Origin of the sequence: Paenibacillus senegalensis JC66 (assembly GCF_000285515.1) — a bacterium.
Lineage (GTDB): Bacteria > Bacillota > Bacilli > Paenibacillales > NBRC-103111 > Paenibacillus_L > Paenibacillus_L senegalensis.
In genome coordinates, this window is sequence record NZ_HE610960.1 from 138,590 (window position 1) to 161,970 (window position 23,381).

The window sequence follows — 23,381 nt, forward strand, 5'->3', positions numbered from 1 at the left end:
CTGGGCACGCCACTACAGACAAAAAATCTTCCCTTTCACTTTCCTTCATCGGTCTGATCAGCAGATCCATTCCCACCCCCCCCCTTTGGAAAAATAGACGTGAAAGCATCTGATCTGCCACAAGCTCGCTTTCTTCCTTTGCTTCCAGCTTCAAGTTAATTTTACCTCAGAAAAGACCAGTCAGCCTACCTAATTGGAACATTCCGCTGGTAATCGCAACTTTTCCCAATTCCAGAAGCATTGGCAGTAATGGTTTTGGTTTTTTAACAAACCCAAAATAAACCATTGACAAAATTGTTCAATTATGCTATAATTTACATTTATGTTATGTATGGGTATAATAAGATTCTCCTGGCCAGGGGAATCTTATTTTTTTGTTATGGAAGGATTGCGCTATGAAAAAAAATGAATCAAGTTTAACCTCCTTAATTTCAGCGTTTGGTCGAGCATACCATAGTCAATATGACTCACCCACAATTTTCGATGATTTTATTGCAAAAGATTTAATTACTCAGAAAGAGTTTGGAGATATTCGGGAAAACATGATTAAAGGAATTCAATTCTTTAATCCTGAAATTGCTAAGAAGTTTCAAGATCAGCCCGATGAAATGTTAAAATGGATCACACAAGTCCAACTTTCTCCAACTCCATTAGCACGTGCATCCTTTTGTGAAAATATACTGCTGCATGAATTAGTACTTGGCGTTAAACAGTATGTCATTCTGGGGGCGGGATTAGATACCTTTTGTTTTCGACACCCGGAATTAAACGAAAGCTTAGAAATATTTGAAGTTGATTATCCTGCTACACAAGACTTAAAAAAAACAAGACTGGCAAAGGCTAACTATCCAATTCCGGATCATCTTCATTTTGTCTCTATGGATTTCTCCGAAGATTTTAGTATGCAAGCTCTTATTGAAAAAGGTTTTGATTCCAGCCAAAAAACTATCTTTAGTCTATTAGGTGTTACTTATTATTTAACAAAAGAGGAGAATGCTAATTTAATTAATAAATTGTTCGCCAAAATCCCATCAGGAAGTTCTATCGTTTTTGATTATGCAGATGACAAGCTTTTTGAAGAAAAAGGACTGTCTAATCGAGTTCAAAATATGGTGCAAATGGCTTCGGCTGGGGGCGAGCCCATGAAATCATGTTTTCCTTATGATGAAATGGAAAAAATGTTGGAGAACTCCGGTTTGCTTATCTATGAGCATTTATCGCCTGTTGATATTCATCATCAATTTTTTAGTAATCGCACAGATTATTTATCTGCATTTGAAACGATTCATTACATCCACGCTGTAAAAAAATAACATCATGATTGCTGCTCATCTCCTATCTCCTTAAAAAAGGCCGATTTTTCTGCATTCAGAAAGATCGGCTTTTTCGACGCCCAAGCCGGGCGGAAAAAACAGCCTGAGGGAAGAAATCCCCAGGCTGTTTTTAAACTTACATAAGCATATTTACTTAACTGCATTTGCTGTATCCGCAGTTGGCGCAGGTTTTGCAGCCTTCTACGTTCATCAGTGATACGGAGCCGCAGGAAGGACAAATGTCTTTGCTGTCCACGCCGGGCATCACCGGTGCCGATTCCAATGCCGCCGTTACCGGAGCCGGCTCGGCTTCCTCCTTGGCCGGGGCATAAGCGGTAGCTGACAATTCAGGATTGGCATCCTGAATATGCGTCTCCAACGCTTTGGCTACCGCATCGGCGATCGATTCCACGCGATTCACACCGAAACCGATCGCGCCGGAACCGCCAATGCCTTTCAGATGCTTGATCAGCAGCTGCACCTTCTCGCCGTGATCTCCGTAACGGAGGAACAAGGAGCATACCCGTCCGAGAGCTTCCGCCATAGCGAATACATCAGAGCCAGCCTTGCCGACATTCAGGAATATTTCCCCCGGGGTTCCGTTCAGGTCATTAATCGTAATATAAGCCATGCCAAATGGCGTATTAATCTTATAGGTCGCTCCACGCAGCACTTGCGGACGGCTTTTGTACTGTTTGTCGAGCACCTGTCTTGTTTGCTCATTATGCAGCGGCAGTGAATCAGTCAGCTTGGAGAGCTGAGCAGATTCATTAGTCGGCATCTGCGCGCCAGCTGTGCCTACTGCATCTGCCGAAGCTGCGGGCTCTGCACTTACGGCAATTGACGCTTTCTCCTTGCCGGAGCCGTCAGCCTCAGCAGCTTTGTCCGCGGACTCACCGTCTTCCTTATTCTTGGTCGACAGAACCTGAACATCGCGGCTGCCATCCCGATAAATCGTTACCCCTTTACAGCCGAGATCAAAAGCCAGCTCATACAGCTCCTTTGTTTCTTCTACTGTAAAGTCTGCAGGGCAGTTGGCGGTTTTGGAAATCGAGCTGTCCACCCAGCGCTGGATGGCGGCCTGTACCCGAATATGATTCTCTGCCGACAAATCCATGGAAGTAACGAAGTATTCCGGCAGGTCCTGTCCCGGGTTCTGATCCTTCCATTCCTGGGCGATCGGCACAAACTGCTTGTCGTAACCCAACCGGCTTTGGCGGTAGTATTCGAAGGCGAAGTACGGCTCAATTCCGGTGGAAGTCCCGACCATTGTTCCTGTGCTGCCAGTCGGCGCTTGGGTGATGACCGTAACGTTGCGCATGCCTTTCTTCTGGATCGCGGCCCCGACTTCAGGGAATTCCTGAACCATATTTTTCATAAAGCCGCTTTGCAGGAATTTATCCGCTTCGAATTTAGGGAAAGAGCCTTTCTCCTCAGCAATGTCCGCCGAAGCCAAGTAAGCCTCTTTAGCCATGAATCCATATAACTTATCCAAGAATTCCAGCGATTCCGGGCTACCGTAACGAATGTTGAGCTTAATCATCAGCTCGGCCAGTCCCATGGAACCGAGTCCTACGCGGCGCTCATTTTGCTGGTTTTTCTGGTTTTCGCTGAAATGGTAAGGTGTCTTATCAATAACATTATCGAGGAAACGGGTCGAATAGCGAACGACCTTGCCCAGCTCATCCCAAGCCACATCATGCTTTTCTTCATCATAAAATTTAGAAAGATTAACAGCGGACAAGTTGCAGACGCCCCAGGCCGGCAGCCCCTGCTCACCGCAAGGATTTGTACAAATAATCGGATTGAAGTACCAGCTATTGGACATTTCATTATAATATTCAATAAATACAACACCAGGCTCTGCTGATTTCCAGGCAGACTCGATGATGGTATGCCATACCTCGCGAGCGCGAACCGTGCGATAATGCTTCACCGGCTTGCCAAGCGATTTCCATTTATTCAAATCTCCATCCCACAGCTCGTTGTACTCTGGATCTGAAGTATCCGGGAAAACCAGCTCCCAGTCCAAATCCTCCTTAACAGCTTTCATAAAGCCGTTGCTGACACATACCGACAGGTTGGCGTTAGTCACCTGGCCCATCGTCTGCTTAACCGTAATGAAGTCCAGCAGATCCGGGTGCCAGTCGTTGATCATCAGCATGAGAGCGCCCCGGCGGGAACCTCCTTGTTCGATCAGACCCGTCGTATAGCTGAACAAGCCGCCCCATGACACCGCACCGCTGGAGGAGCCGTTGACGCCTTTCACATAAGCCCGGCGAGGACGCAGCGAGGACAGGTTAATGCCTACGCCTCCCCCGCGGGACATAATCTCCGTCATTTCACCCAAGGTTTGCATAATACCGCCACGACTGTCGTGCGGGGAAGGAATGACGTAGCAGTTAAACAAGGTCAGTTCGTCGCTGGCGTCAGCACCGGCAGCAATACGGCCGCCGGGAACCAGCTTCCAGTCATCCAAAATATAACGGAATTTCTCCGTCCATTCTTTTTTCTTGGCAGGTGTAGCTTCAACAGAAGCCATCGCTCCTGCCAAGCGATCCCACATTTCTTCCGGAGTCTTCTCCACCGTCAAGGTGAGCTGATCTATAGTCGATTCCACAACATCTCCGCGACGGAGCTTGACTGTTACCTTTGTTCCGTCACGATGTGTGACCTCACCAACCTCTTTGGTTGGGAATTTAGGATCGTCCTTGGTCAATACGAGAACAACATCCCCTACTTGGGTATGAGAAGTATCTGCATTTTTCATCGCGTAACGGTCCAGAAAGATCTTTTCACTTAACCCTTCCAGCCGACTGGTTTGTTTTGTTTTCATAGCCGCTCCTCCTTCAGAACAATAAATATTGCTGCATACACCTTCAGCCGATTGCTCGAGCATAACTATCGGACCGCAGATCGACTTGCCGCCACTTATGAGCCGACTTATCGCATATAGCTGTCTTGGCGCGCATGGCCATCTTATCGCGCATGGCTGCCTTATAACATATGTAACCATCTTTTGAGGATGGAACCACATATAGTGTCCATTTTCTATAATACACCACAATATATAGTAGGACTAATGAATAAAAAGCTGAATTCGATGAATATGAGTTTTAATTTTAAGTTTATCTTAAGAATGCTCTGCGAATCTCTTTTTCTTACCTTTAGCAGCTTTTTCTGTGAAAATAAAACGCCCCGCATGATGAGCAATCTTGGGTAAGCGCACCTCGGTCACATAACTTGTACGACATTTCGTCTGAAACACTGACTGCAGTTGACTGCAGCTCCTTAATAGCTTAAAGCCCTGCATTTGTACGATTTGTCATACAAATTTTGGGTAATCGCATCTCAATCACGTGCATTTGTACGATTTGTCATACAAATTTTGGGTAATTGCCCTTCAATCCCCTGTATTTGTACGACGTTTCATACAAATCTCCGGTATTCGCACTTCAACCCATGCATTTGTACGACATTTCGTACAAAGTGCAGGCACAAGCCTGTGAAACCCGCGAACCCGCCAACCTTGGCTATTTTCGTGTCGGAGTTGTGCCTTAGAATTCAATGGCAAAACGTTTTTCGCAAATCCCGTTATCCTTTACAAACGTACAAGATAAAGTTCAAACCGAATCATTTTTATTTTCTCTTTGTCTCATTAAAAAAGCCTTTGATTAAGTGTCATTCTTTATACGTTTCAGTATCTGATGTTTTTTTGTTAGCACAACATCCCACATTACGATATTCGTATCCGGATCGGAATGATCATTTATTATTTTTATAGTTAGCTCTTTTGTTCCGTTCACTGGTACTTGAAAAGACATCTTCCCATTCAGTCCGGCATCGGCCTGCATCTCTATACTATAAATCTCTTTTCCGTCCCCAATAAAATGGATCGCGCTTCTTCCTTGGCCCTTCCCCTTAATGACCTCGTCCGGGATTGCAGCATATCCAGTAACTTTTTCATATTCGCCACTCAGCGACACAGTAAATTCGTTTGTTTTGGGGTTACTTTTACTGTAAAGGTTGATTTGCGGCTCGATCTGCTCCGAAGCAGACGTAAAACCGACAAGTTCCTCATCCCAACCCGCATTCCCGTCCTGTAAGGCAAACTCGTGCAAGGCGACTGCTTCGCCTTCCGAATTTTTAAAATAGTGATTTATACTGGCTACACTGAGGATGGTAATGAGACCGCACGCTATCGCTGTCAGAATGATTTTGATGATACCCCTAACACTATCTCTATCCTTCGTAATGATTCTTTGGGATACGTACCCGACTGCAGCTCCTAAAGTATTGATAATAATATCGTTAATGTCAAAGGATCCTAAACGAGTGACCATTTGCATGGTTTCAATAAAAGTAATCGATAGGATGAACCCTGCAATAAATCGAATAAAATTAACACGATATAGAAGCGGAACAACCACGCCAAAAGGGATAAATGCTATAAAATTACCCAGATCGAAAAACCATATATCAAAATTACTGCCCGATGGAAAACGCAAAGGGATGCCCTCAAATGTCAGATTGAAACGCAGGGCAGTATCTCCTGAATTTGATGATCTGCTGAAACCTAAAAACAAAAAGAAAAGGGTCAATAATGTATAAAGTGCTAACAGGATAAGAGTTACTTTTCTAAGCTTTCCTTGAAACATCTAAGTTTCATCCTTATATGCTTGATTTGTAAAAAATATATCCGCCTAACAGTGCTAACGATATTGTGCGATCGGGTATGCTTGATGCTTGAGCCTCCTGGCAATGCAACGGTGCTTTCCCTTTACACATTTTAACATATTGCGGGCTCCGGAACCGGTGAACCGGTTTGCGCTATATACTTAGCTCATTCGTTAATTACTTGACACATGCGTAATATGTTTAGCTCATTCGCTATTTACTTGACATATGCGCAATATATTCAGTTAACATGTGGTAGACCGACCGCCGTCAAAAGTTAAAAATTTTAGCCGAATTCACGTACTTTGGTACTTTCATCCCTGCCCGATTCTGTTACACTTTAATTTGGATAAGATTTCATCCCTAAGTAATGACTTAATGACAACTGCAGCGCAGGAGGGACTCTAACAATGATGATTTTATTTAATGATCAAATCATTCCCAAAGATCAGGTTACGATCTCTTTCGAGGACCGTGGCTATACATTCGGTGACGGGGTATATGAAGTTTTTCGTCTGTATCGGGGAATCCCCTTTTGCCGTGAAGCCCACATGCATAGGCTAAAGCGCAGCCTGATGGAGACCCGCATTCAACTGCCTTATCCGATGGAAAAGCTAGAGCATTATCTGGATCAGCTAATAACTACCGCTCCTCAGCAGGACGGTCTGCTCTATTTACAAATTTCACGCGGATCCGCTCCCCGCAGCCATGCCTTTCCGCCAGCGGCCGTACCCGTTGTGCTTGCGTATTGCCAGCCGCTGCCACGCCCGGTGCAAGCAATGCGGTCCGGAATTTCAGCGATTACCCAGCCGGATTTGCGCTGGCTCCGCTGCGATATAAAATCGCTCAACCTGCTGCCGAATGTAATGGCCAAGCAAAATGCGCTGGATCACGGAGCCGATGACGCTATTTTGGTCCGCAACGGTACCGTTACCGAGTGCACAGCAGCGAACATTATGGCAATCCGCAATTCGATCATCTATACCCATCCCGCCAACCATCTTATCCTGCATGGAATCACCCGCAACGTCGTATTGAAGCTCGCGAAGGAAATTAATCGCGAAGTGCGCGAAGAAGCCTTCTCCAGCAAATTTCTAGCCCGGGCTGATGAGGTGTTTATTACGGGCACGACTACGGAGATTACTCCAGTCACGACCATTGACCAAAAGCCTGTAGGCAACGGCAGGCCGGGACCAATTACCCGCCAGCTGCAGGCCGCTTTTGAAGTTGAGGCCGGCCTTGAATAAAGGCCCGGTCGCGGCTTGTAGCGGATTCTAGCGCTTGCATGCATGAATGCGGACCGCTTCGAGAGCCGCCCGGTGATTGCTTGCTCGGGTGCGGCCACTTCGTGTGACCGGCGATTGCAATTAGGCTGTGATTAACGGTTTGCAGCTGGCAGCGCGGTCGTTTGCAGCCTGCTTCGAAATCTAACGCTTGCCACGGTTTGCCACGGTCCTTATTTTGCTCAGATCGCCGTTTTTAGGGCTTTTTGTCACAAATAAGAGCGAGGGCGAGCGTTAGAGCAGATTTTACCCAGCGTAAAGCTGGCGAAACCGAACACAGGATCACCTCACTGTTCATCCCTGAACACCGTTGATCTATGATTGCCCATGTACAGTAAATCGCCAACCTCGCTGTGTTAACTGATGTGCAAAAAAGAGATTCCGCACAACAACGAGCTCTACGCTTGCCATGCTGCTTCTTGCCACCCGCATCCGAGCCATTGCATGCTAAAATTCGCATACACTCCGCCTCTACGAACGCATCCAAGCTCATTGCATATGAAAATTCGCATACATTCTACCTTTACCGCCATTGAAGTCCCCGGATATTCCAGTCACGGTCTTCGTCTTTGCCCACTTCCGCTGCTCACCACATTCTTTTGCAAACTCCTTCACTGACGCCGCTTCTTCTGTTCACCACGTTCCCGTGCGAAAAATCCCAGCCGCCTTTGCTGCTCACCACGTACCTTTGCAAATCCATTACTAACGTCGCTTCTGCTGCCCACCGCGTTCCTGTGCGAAACCATCCCCATCACTGCAGCTCCAAGCCGCCCCATTCTACCTGCGGAAATTCCACTCGTCAGTCCCATACTTTTCCTTCACTAGTTGTTGGGCCAGTTCCTCCTCCTCTTCCGTTAGTTCGCCGGGCTCGAGCCTTACATTCATGCCCTCGGCAATGCCTTGGTGAAAAGCAGCTTCCACTTGCTTCAAGGTAACCGAAGGCATGCCTCGATCACGCAGCAATTCATTAATCGCTACCGCCTTGCTTTCGAAGCTCTTCTCCAGCCTTTCCCTCAACGCCTCTGTGCGAAATTTCAGCAAGGAAAAAAGCTGCTTGGCATCAAGATCAAGAAGGATAGAGCCGTGCTGCAGCACAGTGTCGCGATGTCTCATTTGTGCACTTCCTGCAATTTTTCTACCTTCGACTACAAGCTCATACCAGGAAGGCGAGTCAAAACAAGCCGAGGATCCCATCGAGTCATATTTCGCCTTTTCCTCCTCCGAGGCTAGGTTAACCATGTGCGCATCCAACCCTAAATGAATAAACCCGTTAAGCAGCCCTTGGCTTAGCACCCGGTAGGCTTCTGTTACACTTTTGGGCAGTCCCGGGTAATCCTCCGACACTATGATGCTATAAGTTAACTCGCTGTCATGCAGCACGGCTCTGCCCCCGGTTGCCCTCCGCACAAAGCCAAGCCCCTGCTCTCTTACAGCAGGAATATCTATATCTTTCTCTGCTTTTTGGAAGTAGCCTATGCTTAAAGTCGCAGGCTTCCATCCGTAGAACCGCAAAGTAGGCGGAACCTTACCTTCACTATGCGCTATTAAAATCGCTTCATCTACTGCCATGTTGTAGGCCGGATCTCCGGGTCCCGATTGCAGCCATCTCCAGGTATGCATCTCTCTTTTCCCTACTTCCCTCAAATTTCAAAATTATCATTTAACACAATTATGTTCTAACATGTTAGCAAAAGGTTTCTATAAATTACAGATAGTCTAATGGCCTGGCAAAAATCGCAGCTCGAAAGCCTTTGGATCGATTTTCTGTCCTAATATATCTCGTTACCTCTTTTCCATTTCGTGGAGGTCAGCCTATCCGCCCCATGCAGCGAAAAACCTCGCTGGGAGCTCGTCTAGGTGCGAATTCCTCATTAAAATCCCGCTAATAGTTATCTTCATCTCTTCAGGCTCTTCAGGATTTTCAGCTCTACGGGAGCTTCTTCAGGCTCTTCAGGATTTTCAGCTCTTTAGCTCTTCTTCTAGCGCTGCATGCTCTTAATTCTTTTTTCCTCTTTAGCACTCTAAGCTCTTTAGCTCTCCAAGCTTATTTAGCCTCTTTTGCCCTCTATGCTCTTTTAGCTCTACAGCTCTTCAAGCCATTAAAAGCTCACTTCCAACTGTAGTGGAGCCGATCGATTGTCCACATTAAAATCAAATGCCTCTACCATAAATGCAGAAAATCACTCTATTCATCTTATCTCAAAATAAGCCTCCTTTTCCAGCGGGTTATGAAAACGACTGGGGAAGTCCATACTAAGAACAGAACTAATATACGGAAATAAAGTCATCCAGGGAGGGAGCCTGACACACCTATGAAAACCCCAGAAACTATAGAACACAGCCGTCTTTTAACCAATCGATTAAGCATCCATTACGACCGTACGTGGCTGGAGGAATATCAGCAGCGGGTGGATAGCAATGGCCCGTGGGATCCATGGAGCTTATTTCAGCTTGCCTATGAAGCCGAGCTGGCCCAGAAGATTGAGAGCTTCGACAACCTGCAGGCGCTGGCCCATCTTCCGTCGCTGGAACCTATGCCCCATCAGATCGAAACCGCAAGAAAAGTCCTTCATGAAATGAGAGGCCGCGCTATTCTCGCAGACGAGGTCGGTCTTGGCAAAACGATCGAAGCCGGATTAATCCTTAAAGAATACATGATTCGCGGCCTGGTCAAAAAAGCGCTGATCCTCGTGCCCGCCTCCCTTGTCCTGCAGTGGGTCCGGGAGCTGAATCAGAAGTTCGGCATTCCCGCTGTCGCCCAAAAGAAAGAATATATGTGGGAAACGAATGCCGTCGTCGTCGCCTCGATGGATACGGCCAAGCGGGATCCGCATCGCTCCATCGTTAACGGAATCGACTATGACATGCTGATCATCGATGAGGCGCATAAGCTGAAAAATAAAAAAACAACCAATTATCAATTCGTAAACTCCCTGCGCAAAAAATACTGCCTGCTGCTCACTGCTACCCCGATTCAAAACGATCTGGGCGAGCTGTTTAATCTGATCACCCTGCTCAAACCTGGACATTTGGGCGGACAAGGCAGCTTTCAAAGCAACTTTGTAGTAGATAAGCGAATTCCGAAGAATGAAGGACAGCTGCAGGAAGAGCTATCAAAGGTGATGATCCGAAACCGCAGACGAGACGGCGGGATCAGCTTTACCCAGCGAAGGGTCAATAATATTCTGCTGGAGCTATCCCCGGAAGAAATGAAGCTGTATCAGGGAGTGACTGATTTCGTCAGAGGACGCTACCAGGAGGCCGGGGGCAATATGAGCAGCGTCCTTTCGCTCGTCACTTTGCAAAGAGAAGTGTGCAGCAGCCGCGATGCGGTCTTCGTTTCCTTGGTCAATCTGTTCAAAAAAACTGCAGAAGACTCCCCCGTTCGTCAACAAATCTGGGAACTGGTCGAAATTATCAAGGGGATTGAGGCCAATACCAAAGCGGAAAAGGCCATGGAGCTGCTCAGCAAAATTAATGATAAAACGATTATTTTCACAGAATATCGGGCCTCTCAAGAATATTTGTTGAAATTTTTAAAAGATAACGGCATCTCCGCAGTCCCTTACCGGGGCGGCATGAATCGCGGCAAAAAAGACTGGATGATGGATTTGTTCCGCAACCGCGCCCAGGTGCTGGTCGCAACGGAAGCTGGCGGTGAAGGCATTAATCTGCAGTTTTGTCACCATATGATTAATTTTGACCTGCCCTGGAATCCGATGCGGGTAGAGCAGCGGATTGGCCGAGTCCACCGGCTTGGTCAAGAGAATGACGTCAGCATCTATAACCTGTCAACGAAAGGCACGATTGAAGAGCATATCCTCTCCCTGCTGCACGAGAAAATAAATATGTTCGAGCTAGTCATTGGGGAGCTGGACGTCATCCTCGAGCGGATGGAACGCAAAAGCACGCTGGAGTCCGATTTGATGAAGCTCGTTCTCGAAGCGGAAAGCGAGGAGGACATCCGTCATCGCCTGGATAAGCTCGGTCATTCGATCCAGCATGTCCGGGAAACAGTCGAGCAGGAAATCGGCCCAATGCTGTCGGTGCTCAGCGGAGTGCCCGGCAGTGTGATAGAACAAGCAGGAGGACAGCGTTAAATGATGAACAGCAAACAAGTTCAAGCCTATGTTATGAAATATTTGCAGGCCACTGATTGTCAAATTATCGAAAAGGGCCGCCATCACGTCATTGTCAAGCTTTCTCCCCAAGCGGACAAAGCGCTAACCGGCCGCTCCTATTACTGGAGCTTTGTCGAGCGCACCGGCGTAGAGCCAGAGACGATGACTTACCGCTGGGTGTTCGATCCTGAAGCAGATGCGAAAGAAGCGGCGAAAGCTGGGGCAGCCCACACTCATGCCCAAGCCTCCACGGCAACTGCCGGATCCGCTGTATCGGGCTCTGCCGCTGCTCCGGGCGCTGCCGCTGCTCCAGGCGCTGCCGCTGCTCCAGGCGCTGCCGCTGTTCCAGGCGCTGCCGCTGCTCCGGGCGCTGCCGCTGCTCCGGGCACTGCCGCTGACCCTGGAGCTGCCGCTGCTCCGGGCACTGCCGCCGCTCCGGGCACTTTCCCTGGCTCTCCTGCCGGTGGCGCCTCCTCCGTCTCAAATCCGGGATCTCCCGGCAATCCCTCACCAGGAGGCTCAACTCCCGGAGCATCGACCGGTCCCGGAAGCTCAAGCTCCCCCCTTTACAGCGGGGACAGCATCTTGGGACGCTATTTCGGCTTTGTGCCGACTCAGCCGGTCGGGCGTGTTCCTCAGGATGTGCTCACTTTTGGCAGCAGCAGGCTGGGGCAAATTTTCCAAGTTACCCGGGATCAGGGCAAATTCGTCCGCTTATTTGAAGAAAATAAAGCTGGACATTTGCAAAGAACGCTGTCCGTTGGCTACGATTCTTGGCTTGGGGTTAACTTCAAGGTTGAGCTGGTCTGCGACATGAAGCGGAGCGAAATTCATTCCCTCGGCTTTCATATGGGCACCGGACAGATTGTGGAAGGTTTTCAAGAGCTGATGTTAGGCAAAAAGCTGACCCCTGTCCTCCCCACCAAAATTCATCTGCTGCCAACAAAATTCACCGCCACCCGTGCCGTTCAGCTAATGGAGAGCTATTTGGAAAAGCGCATCGGACAGTACGACCACCAATGGGCTGAAGAAGCGGATGAACGGCTGCAGGAGGAGCTTGACAGAATTAAAGGTTACTATGAGGAGCTGCTCGAAACGGCGGACGATGAAACCAGGCCCGCTATCGAGGAACAATATGCCAATCGCCGCGAGGAAATTGAATGGCAGTACAAGCCGCGGGTTCAAGTTTCCGTCATTAACTGCGGATTATTTCATCTCAAGTCCGAAGAATGAACAGCAACTGACGAATTTTGATATTTCCCAGCAAAAAAAGAAGCTGTCAAACCCGCATCCGGCAACACGTTTAAACAAACTTTTTTGCAGCTTTTCGCTACACTGGTACTACCCTACGAAAACTGCATGCCATTGAATTCTCAGGCACAACTTCCGGCATGAAAATAGCCAAGGTTGGCGGGGTCGCGGGCTTGTCTCCTGCCTTTGTATGAAATGTCGTACAAATTCTGCGGTTGAAGAGCGAATACCGGAGATTTGTATGAAACGTCGTACAAATCCAGGGGATTGAAGGGCAATTACCCAAGATTTGTATGACAAATCGTACAATTGCGGGGAATTGAAGTGCGATTAACCGAGATTTGTATGACAAATCGTACAAATGCAGGGCTTTAAGCTACGAAGGAGCTGCAGTCAACTGCAGTCAGTGTTTCAGACGAAATGTCGTACAAGTTATGTGACTGAGGTGCGATTACCCAAGATTGCATCATGCGAGGCGTTTTATGTTTACAGAAACACCGTACGAATTGAGGAAGGTGTTGCTTATGAATAGAAAACGGACATGTATAGCTATCATAGTAGCCGGCGCCGTAGGTTTGAGTGCTGCTTTAGGTCAGAACCTGGTGTGGAGCCAAGCCCGGCTAGAGGCAGCCCCGGCAGTTGCCAAAACTTCCCTCCCAGACGTAAGGGAGTCTCTCGACCTACAAAATGACAGCAGGGCAAGCATTCAACACAGCGGCAAACAGCTCACTGGCTTCCACGGTGAGCACAACAGCCACAGCGAGCACAGCAGCCACAGCGGCAAACAGCTCACAGGCTTCCACAGTGAGCACAGGAGCCATAGCAGCAACCAGCTCACTGGCTTCCACAGCGAGCACAGCAGCCACAGCGGCAGCCAACTCACAGGCTCCCATAGCGAGCACAGGAGCCATAGCAGCAGCCAGCTCACAGGCTTCCACAGCGAGCACGGGAGCCGGATCGGAAGCAGTGCTGGAAGATGGATGGGGAGTATGAGCGGAAGCGGTATATCGGGATATTTTATGCCGATAATAGGCAGCGAACCTATATCCCCATCACCCGTTGACGGCTCTTCAGGGAATGCCATTGAAGCAGAGGATGCCATTGAGGCGAGGGATGCTTTAATTGCTTCTGCAAGTCCTTCTGCAGATTCTGCAGCACCAGGTGCAGTTGCACCTTCGAGCCCGTCCTCCGAGCTGATTGATGAATATGTCCAAGCTGGCGCTCTGGCAATTCCCGGCTTTAACGAGCAGGTGGAGGAGTGGATGAACAAGCTTAGCCAAGAGCCCGAATTTAAAGACTGGCCTGGTGCGGACAGAGAGGTGCTTCCTCTCGGACCGGGACTTCATGGCTGGGTTGTGTTGTTAAGTGTGAATAGCGAGGAGATTGGCTACATGGTGGTCGGCGCCACGGAGGATGGCGGCTTCCGTTTGCTGGAATACGGAAGCGGCAGCAAGCCTCTGTACAGCATGGAGGCGTTGTATGAAACACTTGTCCGCAACGATATCGTTGAACAAGGAAGCAGCAGCGAGGACTGGCTGGCTTTTACTAATGTGGAGCTGGAGCGAATTTATGCTAATGGCCTGCAAGCGATTTGGAAGGTGACTCAGGATGGAGAGCAGTATATTGTTGATGCCAAAACCGGCGAGCTGCTTCCTCCGGGGATTCTTGGAACCGAAATTACGGAAATGGAAGCCTTCCTGCCTCCCCTTTCCGAGCTGATTTCAGGCTTTTCCAAGCCAGCAGCAGCTCCATTCGCTTTCGCTTATTGGATGAATCCGCAGTATCATGCATTCGATGTTCAGGTGGAAGATTCTGCTGAATGGATGACTTCTGTTCGTGCAGAGGAGATGACCTATGTGGTTAAACGCTTTGCTGAACAGGTGCTCAGTCCTTACGCCTTGGGAGGCTATCATCTATGGAAAGGTGCTGACGAAGAAGAGATTCTGTTCCTTTCACTGGACCAGGATGGAAGCCGTTATTTGCCGCTTAGCCTGCTTAAAGCCTACGGGCAATTTTACACTGCCCCCTAGCGATATCACTTCAGCTAGGGATGAACGCTTTCTCGAGGAACTACAGTTGCATCTAGACTAGTAAACCTCGAAGCACTGAACAAATAAAACTGTGCTTTGTTATTCTGTAAGTTTGCGATATTTGTTATATCTGTAGGTTTGCTATATTGGCTATTCCGTAAGTTTTGCGATATTGGCTATTCTGTAGGTTTGCGATATTGGCTATTATGATATATTTATTTGATATTATGATTCGCTGTTATACTAGTTTGCTGTTATATTAGTTTGCTACTATACTAATTTGCTGCTCTATAAGTTTGCTGGATTGGTAAGCCTGTGTTTTTGTCTTCAAGCAAATGTCACTTACTCGCCGTTTTCTTTCCTTCTTGCCCAACTGATTGCTTTAAACGAGCGCGGCCGGAATCTTTTTGCCTTGTTCAGCCACATGCGCACACTTAGGGAGGCCAGCCCGAACAGCCGATAATCCAGGGTTTCCTTGGGACGCTGCTTCCACTCCTGTCGTCTCGATCTGCGGATTTCCGGGGGAGTATCCACATAATGCACGACTCTTTGCGTAATATACTTAACGAGTTCATCAGATTTGGCCATAACGGACTCCTCCCTTTTATCGGCTTAATGATTGGCTGAGATTAAGATCCTAGACATTGACGGCCTCCTTCTTCCAAATTTTGAGGAGGCTATCCATTTACAGCTATATAGATATCCATTATTGCCAACCGGAATAAGCCTTAAACGTTTGGCCGCTTTCCGCTCCGTTCCGTCATTCCTGATTATAGCGCCAGCAAATCCTCAATGATTCGAACCCTCCCGGGTGCAGACCAGCTCATACCGAACCAATTGTCATTATAATAGACATGTTTCTGCTTAACTGCACGGATCGATCGCCATGCTTCTGTCTGCTGAATGGAGCGGAACATTTTCTCATCCTCTGGAAAGTAGAATCTTCTCTGAATAAGCAAATGATCCGTTCCCAGATCAGGGTATTTGTCTGGAGAAAACTCTATGTTCATTAGATTAGCCGGTACGCAGTAACCCGGCTTAAACCCCAATTCCCCATAAAAGGTCGGTGCGCCTTTCATGGTATTTCTGTTATACAAAAACAGAAACGTATGACCCGCAGTCTCTCCACAGCTTTCGCTGATCTGATTCCTCAGGCTTACTGATTCGGACAAAAAATCCCCTGCCGGTTTAATTCCAGCAGGGGATTGTTTTCGTTTGTTGGATACGGCGGCATTGTACTAGATTTTTTCCGGGGATTCCAATCCAATTAAGCGGAGTCCGTTGCTTAATGTGATCTGCACGCTTTTGACCAGCGCCAATCTAGCCTGCCGCAAGGCTTGATCTTCAACGAGAATCGGACAGTTATGATAGAAACGGTTAAAGCTTTGAGCCAAATCAACCAGATAACGGCTGATCAAGGAAGGCTCCATCTTATGCATTGCCTGGACAACCGTTTCCGGGAACAACGCCAGCTGCTTGACGGCAGCATAGGCTTCGTCGTTCAATAACTGCGAGCTGTCCAAGGCTCCGTCGAATGCGGGAAGCTCCGTTCCTTCTCCGTTGTTAGCCTTGCGCAGCACGCTGCAGCAGCGGGCATGCGTATATTGAACATAAGGGCCGGTCTCACCGTCAAAGTTCAAAGCCTCGTCCCATGAAAAGACAATGTCCTTCACCCGATTGGTGCTAAGATCGTTGAAGATTACAGCTCCTACACCAACCTGACGGGCGACTTCCTCTTTATTGTCCATAGCAGGATTTTTGCTCTCGATGATCTCCTTTGTCTTGGCAATAGCCTGTGTCAGAAGATCTTCAAGCATAACGACATTCCCTTTGCGGGTCGACAGCTTGGCTCCTTCCAGGCTTACTTTTCCAAAGGACACGTGCTCGAGATCCTCAGCCCAATCATAGCCCATTAGCTCAACAACTTTAAACCATTGCTTAAAGTGCAGGCTTTGCCCTGCATCAACGACGTAAATGCATTTCTCGAAATCATAGGTCGTTTTACGATAGATGGCTGCGGTAATGTCACGGGTGTGGTACAGCGTACCGCCGTCTTTTTTCAGAATAAGGGCCGGGGGCATATTGAACTCATCGAGACGCACCAGCATCGCGCCCTCGTCTTCCTCCAACAGCTTCTTATCCTTAAGCTCCTGCACAACGGGAGCCATTTTATCATTGTAAAAGCTCTCTCCTGCATACGAATCAAATCCAACGCCCAAGAGCTCATAAATTTTGTTGAATTCCTTCAAGCTGATGTCAACGAACCACTTCCACAGCCGGTTCGCTTCCTCGTCTCCCTGCTCCAGCCTGACAAACCAGGCCCGCGCCTGTTCCTCAAGCTCAGGCTCGCGCTCCGCCTCATCGTGAAACTTGACATACAAGCGGAACAATTCCGATATTCCGTCCTGCTCCACCTGTTCCTCGCTTCCCCATTGCTGGTAAGCAACGATCAATTTACCGAACTGAGTGCCCCAATCTCCCAGATGGTTGACCCGTATAACGTTATATCCTAGAAAATCAAAAATCCGATACAGCGCGTTCCCGATAATCGTTGTTCTCAAATGCCCGACATGAAACGGCTTCGCAATATTAGGCGAAGAATAGTCTATTACGATATTCTTGCCATTGCCAAGCTCCTGGGCTCCGAACTGTCCCTTACGGCTTAAAATTTCATCTAATTGCCCCTCGATGAAGCTTTCTTTGTGCAAAAATAGATTGCAGTAACCTGACACCGCCTCTACCTTATCGAGCCATGCCACATTTTGCAGCTGGTCCCTCACCTGCTCAGCAATAGCTTGCGGAGCTTTGCGCAATGTCTTGCTCAGCTTGAAGCAGGGCAAGGAGAGATCTCCCATTTCCGGGTTCGGGGGATACTCCAGCAGCTGGGCTATGTCCTGTTGGTCTAGTCCTTCGATCAAGGGTGCCAGTTCCTCGGCTACCTTTGCTTTGTAGGCATTCATCGGTTAGCAACTTCCTTTCAGCTCAAGCGTTATCGATTATCAAGTATGCTGCTTGGAATGGGCAGCAATCTTTTTTGTATAAGTATTGCACAGAAAATGGTGGTCATAGACCTGTAAAGGATTTAACATTATATAAACATCAATAGGCCATTGTTTTTCCTCTGGTGCAAGAAGCTTTAAAAAGCACTCTTATCTGGTCAACAAAGCACCCCATTGGGGTGCCCCTTATCCTTATGTAATCTAAATCCAAAAAGCCCTGCCCCATAGGGAATAATCGCTTGCGCTATTATATCACAAGTGTTGCAGAAGTCAAGAAAAGAGCGCTGTATAAGCAACGAAGCGAGGTTCCATTATAAAAACAAAAAATACCCCTCCGACCTTCTAATAGAAAGCGGAAGGGCTGATCAAAAAATTCTCTTTATTCCTGATCGGGATATATGTTTATCTCTATCTATTTCGAAAGCCTAGCGGCTCCATCCGCTATTATTGGGAGCACTATCATCCAGGGAATAGGGACGTAATCCCTTTTCGTCATAAACATAAGAGCTTACTTCAAGAAGAGCGGCCGCGATTTCCTCCGGTGTATAAGCATCTATAATTTCTTGCGGCACCTGAAGTCCTTGATCTAAATAAGACTGAATCTTCTCGGTCAGCTCATCAATTTTACTCTGTGTGTCCGCATCATATCGTGGCTGCTTTCTTGGTTGTGCCGCAGTTACATTACCGTTTCTATCATAATAGACAACCCTGCCATCGGGAGATTGAACGTAAATATTGCGTCCCTCCACTTGCTCGCCAGTTGGAATTTTGAGCGCCGATCCGGCTGCATATGCGGCGGCTCCGCCGCTGGAAATTAAAGTGATACTGGCGGCTAGAGAGAGTATAGCTATCGATTTTTTTGTTTTCTTGACACTCATAAGGTTTCCCAGTCTCCTTTTCATATTTTCTTTAGGATTAAGCAAGCTGCTGGTACCCATTACAGTTTTGCGCATCACACCGTATTCCAGCATGGACAGGAGAACTCTTCCATAAAACTTCCGGTTTTCCGTATCCATTTCCCGAACAACCATTTCATCGCAAGACAACTCGCAATAGATGTGGGTCTGCTTGTTAAGCAGGTAGGCGAAGGGATTGAACCAGTGAACCGCATTGGCCAGTAGAACGAGCGATTTTACAAGCAAATCACGGCGTTTTACATGCATAAGTTCATGCGAAAGAATCATCGCCAGTTCTTTCTCTCCTAATTGAGTGTCTGGCAGTACAATGACCGGCTTCCAAAAACCAAGCACCATAGGTGTGGTTGCAGCGGGACTGGTTATTACCTGCACAGATTTTAGAGCTGCGGGAGTAGGGCACTCCCGGCTCTGCTGCAGGATCGTTTTTTTAAAGGCTTGGTACTTGATGACATTTGCGATAAGGAAAACGGCAATGCCGGCACCCCAGATGATCATCGCGGCTTGAACCAGCTGCTCGATCTTGGGGAACTTCAGCAGAGAGTCCACCACCGGTTTCATGAAGGATGAGCTGTCTCCTATCGGTTGTTCTGCTAAAAGGGACAACTGCTGTTCCAAAGCCGGGCCAAAGCTTGGATTTGTACTTGTTATGGATAGCATGGAACGGACAAACAGAACCATCCTGTTCACAATTTCTGTGCCGCCAAGAAGGAAAAACACAGGAATCAGGCCAGCGTAATAGTGCCATGTTTGGGAAAATACCTTTTGTGTAAAAGGTCTTGCACTGGTTTGGATTACCCAAATGATGGTTCCAACGATTGATGCAATGATGAAAGAGAAGAGTACATTAATCATCCTTACCTTCCTTGCGCTCAAACCAAGTTTTTAATTCAGCTATATCATCTTGACTGAGCTTTTCATCATCAACCAAAGCGGCGATGAAATTTTTAGCCTTCCCGTTGTATAGGCGGTTGAGAAAGGTTTGGGTTTCAATCTTCCTATACTGTTCCAACGTAAGCGACGTATGATAATAGTTCACTTTGCCGTCTAATGTTTTAGTTAAAAAACCTTTTTCAATCAATCGCTTTAAAATTGTCGATACCGTTGAGGTCTTCCAGTCCTTTTCCGCAAACCGCTCCAGGAGCTGGGTAACCGTCACCGGTGTCCCCTCCTTCCAAATCACCTCCATAACTTCCATTTCCGTTTCAGACAATCTTCCTAACTTTTTCATTGGGCGCGCACCTCTATATATTACTGCGACAACTTGTCGTAATTAGAATATACGACAAGTTGTCGCAGTTGTCAATCTATTGTTTAAATATTTGCTTTCCGAGGGATCCCCTTACATACAGCGGATAAGGAGGTTTAACTCGAGAAACGCCACGAATGCCACCATAGTTAATCAAAAAAGCGGCAGCGGAATAAAGACGCCGCCTATAACTTGGCTTACGCCTATCTAATGAACAAAATAAGGTTCTGCTGATGATTTCGATCCGCGGGGTATTCTGACCTTATGTTTCGCGGTCGAGCAGGCGAGAAGACGTTAGCCGCGCTGCTGGAGCCGATAAAAGATCATTTTAATTCATCAGTCTTCCCCTAACAAAAAACGCGCCCGTAACGGGGCGCTGTATTAATATGCTTGTAATTCTATTGTTCGGGTTCCCAATCGTCTTCGGATGGCGCGCCGCTGTATGCTGTATTCTCCAGGACATCGGCGCTTCGATCATCCACCCAAAGCCGGGGCGTGCGGGAATGTACCGTTTCGGCCAGCATGTCTACCCGCTGCTGCAAGGCAGAGCAAAGAGCATCGCATCTTGCTTCGTCAATAAACAGCGAACCTCTCAGGATTTCCCTAAACTCCTCATCAAGACCATTCAGTGCGGAAAAGTCTATCCAGTCAAATGACTTAACCAGCTTGATTTGCTCGTTATGGTCATTTTTGAAGGGCTTGCAGGTTAGTTTAACAGTTGGCGCAATGAGTGCCTGCGGCTTGGTAAACCAGAGTGAAGATCCGCTGTCGTATATCGGAGCCGCCCCGATCCATTCCAGCGTTTCCGCATTCCGAATGACGCCGAAGTTGTTTTGGTGCCTGTCCTCATTAGCAATTAGATAATCCACGACAATCATCCGATCCAGCGCATCGACGATGCCGGGAATATCTAATGCCTCGCAGCAATTAACGTAATGTTGATAAACCGAAATGTGATTCGGTTTTTGCCGAGTCTGCATCACATACCAGGCCGTCACCAACTCCGTCTGCGGCGTGATGAAATTTTCACATACGCTAAATGGATAACTGTCCTGCACCAGAAGCGTATAGGAAACGTGAGGAATGCCCAGGCGATCCATCAATCGGCTTGCCAGCACTTCATTGTAAGGTTCCTGCTGAAGCGCGCCGCTTCCTCCCTTAATAAGACAACGTTTTCCATCCAAGATCGTCCATTTCTTTTTTAACCATCCATCCGAAGTATTGTCCGGCGACATCAAGCTCAAACTTTCACCCTGTCTACCTTTGCCAAGCAATATATTCCCAACATCTTCAGAAAAAACGTTGTCGAAAAAATTGACTTTCGACCAATCGGCATCTGAAGCCGAGGGACAAATCCAATATTGGTCGGATAAGCTGAGACCCAAACTTTTATCCAGCAGTTTTTGGGTGGTGGCCAGTTTCAATTCAATCAGCGCTTCCTTTATGCCGTCCCGGCTGGCAGGAATGGCGCGGCCCCTCCACCATTCATTGAGCGCTGAACGGTCAATGCGCCCTTTTTTGACCGATATTCCGATGGGAACGTGGCGTTCATCATACACATCGCCGATGGCGGAAATGGCGCCGGTCGCTTCGTCAAGCTCGATTTCCGCAACCGTGACGTTTTTATGTTTCAACACATATTTTTTGTTCCACGCATCCGCCATTATCTCCACACCTCTTACCTTATCTTATAAGAACCTGCTGTGCAGTAATCATTCCATGTAAAACAACCTCTGCACGGTTACTTCTATCATAGCTCAAATTCCCATTTTTTTCTTCATTTTTGTCCAACTCGGCGTTAAACCGGAAGCGAAATAGACCATGAACATCAAACACAATCCATTTCGCTGCTGGACGTGAAATTTCTTCAGCTCAGAATGATGAGCATTACCTAGTTTCCCAATATGCAAAAAGATGCAAAAAGCTCTTGATTATCCAGAAAAGGAAATTCAAGAGCTTGTTCATAGTTAATTTGGTGCGGTCGAGAGGACTCGAACCTCCACGGGGGGTTAGCCCACACGGACCTGAACCGTGCGCGTCTGCCAATTCCGCCACGACCGCAAATGTTAGTGCTATGGTGTTGTAATCTATGATGACTGTCGTAATCTGCGAGTGAACTTCCACATTACCAACGAGATTTATATTAGCACGGGAATGGCTAAAGAGTCAAGCCATGTTAAAAAGTTGTACAATTCCGATAACGGCTTATTTCAGGAACAAAACCAAACTCAAATAAAAAAAGAACAATTGTTCGCAAAAAGGCTTGAACTTTACGATTATTTCCAATATAATGAATTTAAACCAATATACGAACGGAGGTTCTCTTATGACAGTCCACGTTATGCATCGCAAGCCCGCTCAAACGACACGCGAAGAAACAGAACTTGTTACGGAAGCTACGTTATTGCCAGTGCTGCTTACCATGATTCGACGGGATCTTGATAAGGCGAACAACTCTCCGTCGGCCAAGCTGAGTTTACCCCAGGCGGTTGTTCTGCAGCGCATGCTGGAGATGATTCATTTGGATCTTATCCGCGTCAAGAAGCAGCTCCGCAAGAACGGTATCCGTATCTACAGCGAAGTGAAAGACGCGGAAGGTATCCGTTGTAAATATTTGTGCCGGGAGCATAGAGGCAATTTGACCATGTCTCGGCAAAGAGTTAAGGTCGAACTAGGAATTTTAGCAGGCAAGTACGTTCATGCAAGAACTGGCTAACCTTCGCATAAATCTATAAATAACAAGAACCTGATTGTCCGGATTAAATCACGGCTTGTCAGGTTCTTGATATGGTTCAGTTCCTCTCTACGCTATCCTATAGCGGGGAAATTCTTTCTTCATCCGAAGGCTGATAAGTATAGCTGCGATCAAGCTTGACAACCCGGCGGTTAAACTTCTTAAGCAGTACCGTCGAATCATCCCACGCCATAATAAATCCCCGAACATCATTGGCGGGATCATCATCCCGAATCACTCTAACCTTGATCCCTTCCTGACGGTATCGATCCAATTGCTCATCCGAAATCATCAATCCTTCTCCTCCCTATCGATAAATTTCGTGTTTTTATGTTTCATGTTTTGGTTTCATGTTTTGGTTTCATGGTATCTTTTTTTCAATATTACATGTTTTTTCCATATTCCTTGCTCTTGTCCATATTCCTTACTGCTTGTCCATGTTGTTGTCATGTTGTCTCTTATGCTTATGGTTGTCCTAATTGCTGTTCTGATACGTCTTGTCGCTTGCTTTATGCCTTCCTCTTTTCCATGGTGACTCTGCCAGTTAGATTGCCTTTCTCCCCTACTGTGCTACACCCTTCCCGTTAAGTTGCCTTTCCCCTTATCATGTTACCTAATCTCTATTCCACTGTGGCATTCTCTGTAGCTGCTTTCTACTTAATATTATAACGTTTTATTAGGGGATGTCGATTTGCTGCTGACCCTCAACCATCAACACTGCGGGATTGTTCTATAGTGGTGGCCGGTGAAGTTCTTTGGGAAATGTTTAGGACACTGTAAGAAGTTTTCTCCGAGGGGGCCGTCTGTACC

Annotated in this window: 17 protein-coding genes and 1 tRNA gene; 6 read left to right on the forward strand and 12 right to left on the reverse strand. The window is 47.4% G+C overall.

Annotated elements, in window-relative coordinates:
- The first annotated feature begins 395 nt into the window (after positions 1 to 395).
- Positions 396 to 1,313 carry a class I SAM-dependent methyltransferase gene (locus PSHG_RS16185; protein ID WP_010274695.1) on the forward strand — a complete coding sequence of 306 codons (918 nt, stop codon included), beginning with the start codon at positions 396 to 398 and terminating at the stop codon, positions 1,311 to 1,313.
- 154 nt (positions 1,314 to 1,467) lie between these two features.
- Here the strand turns inward: PSHG_RS16185 and PSHG_RS16195 are convergent, their stop codons facing one another.
- Together PSHG_RS16195 and PSHG_RS30030 are read right to left on the reverse strand one after the other, a co-directional pair.
- On the reverse strand, positions 1,468 to 4,149 hold the full coding sequence (locus PSHG_RS16195) for an adenosylcobalamin-dependent ribonucleoside-diphosphate reductase (protein ID WP_010274698.1): 2,682 nt from the start codon (positions 4,147 to 4,149) through the stop codon (positions 1,468 to 1,470).
- 838 nt (positions 4,150 to 4,987) lie between these two features.
- Entirely contained in the window at positions 4,988 to 5,971 is a 984-nt protein-coding gene (locus PSHG_RS30030; protein ID WP_010274700.1) for a VanZ family protein, read from the reverse strand.
- A 429-nt stretch (positions 5,972 to 6,400) separates the two neighbouring features.
- Here PSHG_RS30030 and dat point away from each other — a divergent pair, with 429 nt between their 5' ends.
- The gene (dat, locus tag PSHG_RS16205; RefSeq protein WP_010274702.1) at positions 6,401 to 7,237 is read left to right on the forward strand and encodes a D-amino-acid transaminase; all 837 of its coding nucleotides are present in this window, start codon (positions 6,401 to 6,403) and stop codon (positions 7,235 to 7,237) included.
- Between the two features lie 813 nt (positions 7,238 to 8,050).
- Here dat and PSHG_RS16220 read toward each other — a convergent pair.
- Positions 8,051 to 8,893 carry a lipoate--protein ligase family protein gene (locus tag PSHG_RS16220; protein ID WP_010274705.1) on the reverse strand — a complete coding sequence of 281 codons (843 nt, stop codon included), beginning with the start codon at positions 8,891 to 8,893 and terminating at the stop codon, positions 8,051 to 8,053.
- Between the two features lie 692 nt (positions 8,894 to 9,585).
- Between PSHG_RS16220 and PSHG_RS16225 the strand changes: the two genes are divergently transcribed.
- Positions 9,586 to 11,373: a DEAD/DEAH box helicase gene (locus PSHG_RS16225; RefSeq protein ID WP_010274708.1), complete on the forward strand. Its 1,788-nt coding sequence runs from the start codon at positions 9,586 to 9,588 to the stop codon at positions 11,371 to 11,373.
- The gene (locus tag PSHG_RS16230; protein WP_010274711.1) at positions 11,374 to 12,627 is read left to right on the forward strand and encodes a YqhG family protein; all 1,254 of its coding nucleotides are present in this window, start codon (positions 11,374 to 11,376) and stop codon (positions 12,625 to 12,627) included.
- A gap of 698 nt (positions 12,628 to 13,325) precedes the next feature.
- Here PSHG_RS16230 and PSHG_RS16235 read toward each other — a convergent pair.
- The gene (locus tag PSHG_RS16235) at positions 13,326 to 13,556 is read right to left on the reverse strand and encodes a hypothetical protein (protein ID WP_010274714.1); all 231 of its coding nucleotides are present in this window, start codon (positions 13,554 to 13,556) and stop codon (positions 13,326 to 13,328) included.
- Between the two features lie 78 nt (positions 13,557 to 13,634).
- Here PSHG_RS16235 and PSHG_RS16240 point away from each other — a divergent pair, with 78 nt between their 5' ends.
- Positions 13,635 to 14,675 carry a hypothetical protein gene (locus PSHG_RS16240; RefSeq protein ID WP_010274716.1) on the forward strand — a complete coding sequence of 347 codons (1,041 nt, stop codon included), beginning with the start codon at positions 13,635 to 13,637 and terminating at the stop codon, positions 14,673 to 14,675.
- A gap of 342 nt (positions 14,676 to 15,017) precedes the next feature.
- On the opposite strand, the gene PSHG_RS27880 is transcribed toward PSHG_RS16240, so the two are convergent.
- The 7 genes from PSHG_RS27880 to PSHG_RS16275 form a co-directional block, all read right to left on the reverse strand.
- Complete coding sequence (locus tag PSHG_RS27880) at positions 15,018 to 15,263, reverse strand: YqzE family protein (RefSeq protein WP_010274717.1); 246 nt, start codon at positions 15,261 to 15,263, stop codon at positions 15,018 to 15,020.
- A 182-nt stretch (positions 15,264 to 15,445) separates the two neighbouring features.
- Complete coding sequence (locus PSHG_RS16250) at positions 15,446 to 15,847, reverse strand: TroA family protein (protein WP_010274718.1); 402 nt, start codon at positions 15,845 to 15,847, stop codon at positions 15,446 to 15,448.
- 66 nt (positions 15,848 to 15,913) lie between these two features.
- Positions 15,914 to 17,635, reverse strand: coding sequence for an arginine--tRNA ligase (gene argS, locus PSHG_RS16255; protein WP_010274719.1), 1,722 nt, complete (start codon positions 17,633 to 17,635; stop codon positions 15,914 to 15,916).
- Positions 17,636 to 18,099: 464 nt separating this feature from the next.
- On the reverse strand, positions 18,100 to 19,443 hold the full coding sequence (locus PSHG_RS16260) for a M56 family metallopeptidase (protein ID WP_010274720.1): 1,344 nt from the start codon (positions 19,441 to 19,443) through the stop codon (positions 18,100 to 18,102).
- Positions 19,436 to 19,819: a BlaI/MecI/CopY family transcriptional regulator gene (locus tag PSHG_RS16265; RefSeq protein WP_010274722.1), complete on the reverse strand. Its 384-nt coding sequence runs from the start codon at positions 19,817 to 19,819 to the stop codon at positions 19,436 to 19,438. The genes PSHG_RS16260 and PSHG_RS16265 overlap by 8 nt, the downstream gene beginning before the upstream one ends.
- A gap of 416 nt (positions 19,820 to 20,235) precedes the next feature.
- Complete coding sequence (locus tag PSHG_RS16270; RefSeq protein ID WP_010274724.1) at positions 20,236 to 21,501, reverse strand: HipA domain-containing protein; 1,266 nt, start codon at positions 21,499 to 21,501, stop codon at positions 20,236 to 20,238.
- Between the two features lie 309 nt (positions 21,502 to 21,810).
- A tRNA-Leu gene (locus PSHG_RS16275) sits at positions 21,811 to 21,898 on the reverse strand.
- Between the two features lie 265 nt (positions 21,899 to 22,163).
- On the opposite strand from PSHG_RS16275, the gene PSHG_RS16280 reads away from it, so the two are divergent.
- Positions 22,164 to 22,553 carry a hypothetical protein gene (locus PSHG_RS16280; protein WP_010274726.1) on the forward strand — a complete coding sequence of 130 codons (390 nt, stop codon included), beginning with the start codon at positions 22,164 to 22,166 and terminating at the stop codon, positions 22,551 to 22,553.
- 97 nt (positions 22,554 to 22,650) lie between these two features.
- Here the strand turns inward: PSHG_RS16280 and PSHG_RS16285 are convergent, their stop codons facing one another.
- Entirely contained in the window at positions 22,651 to 22,863 is a 213-nt protein-coding gene (locus PSHG_RS16285) for a hypothetical protein (protein ID WP_010274730.1), read from the reverse strand.
- Between the last annotated feature and the right edge of the window lie 518 nt (positions 22,864 to 23,381).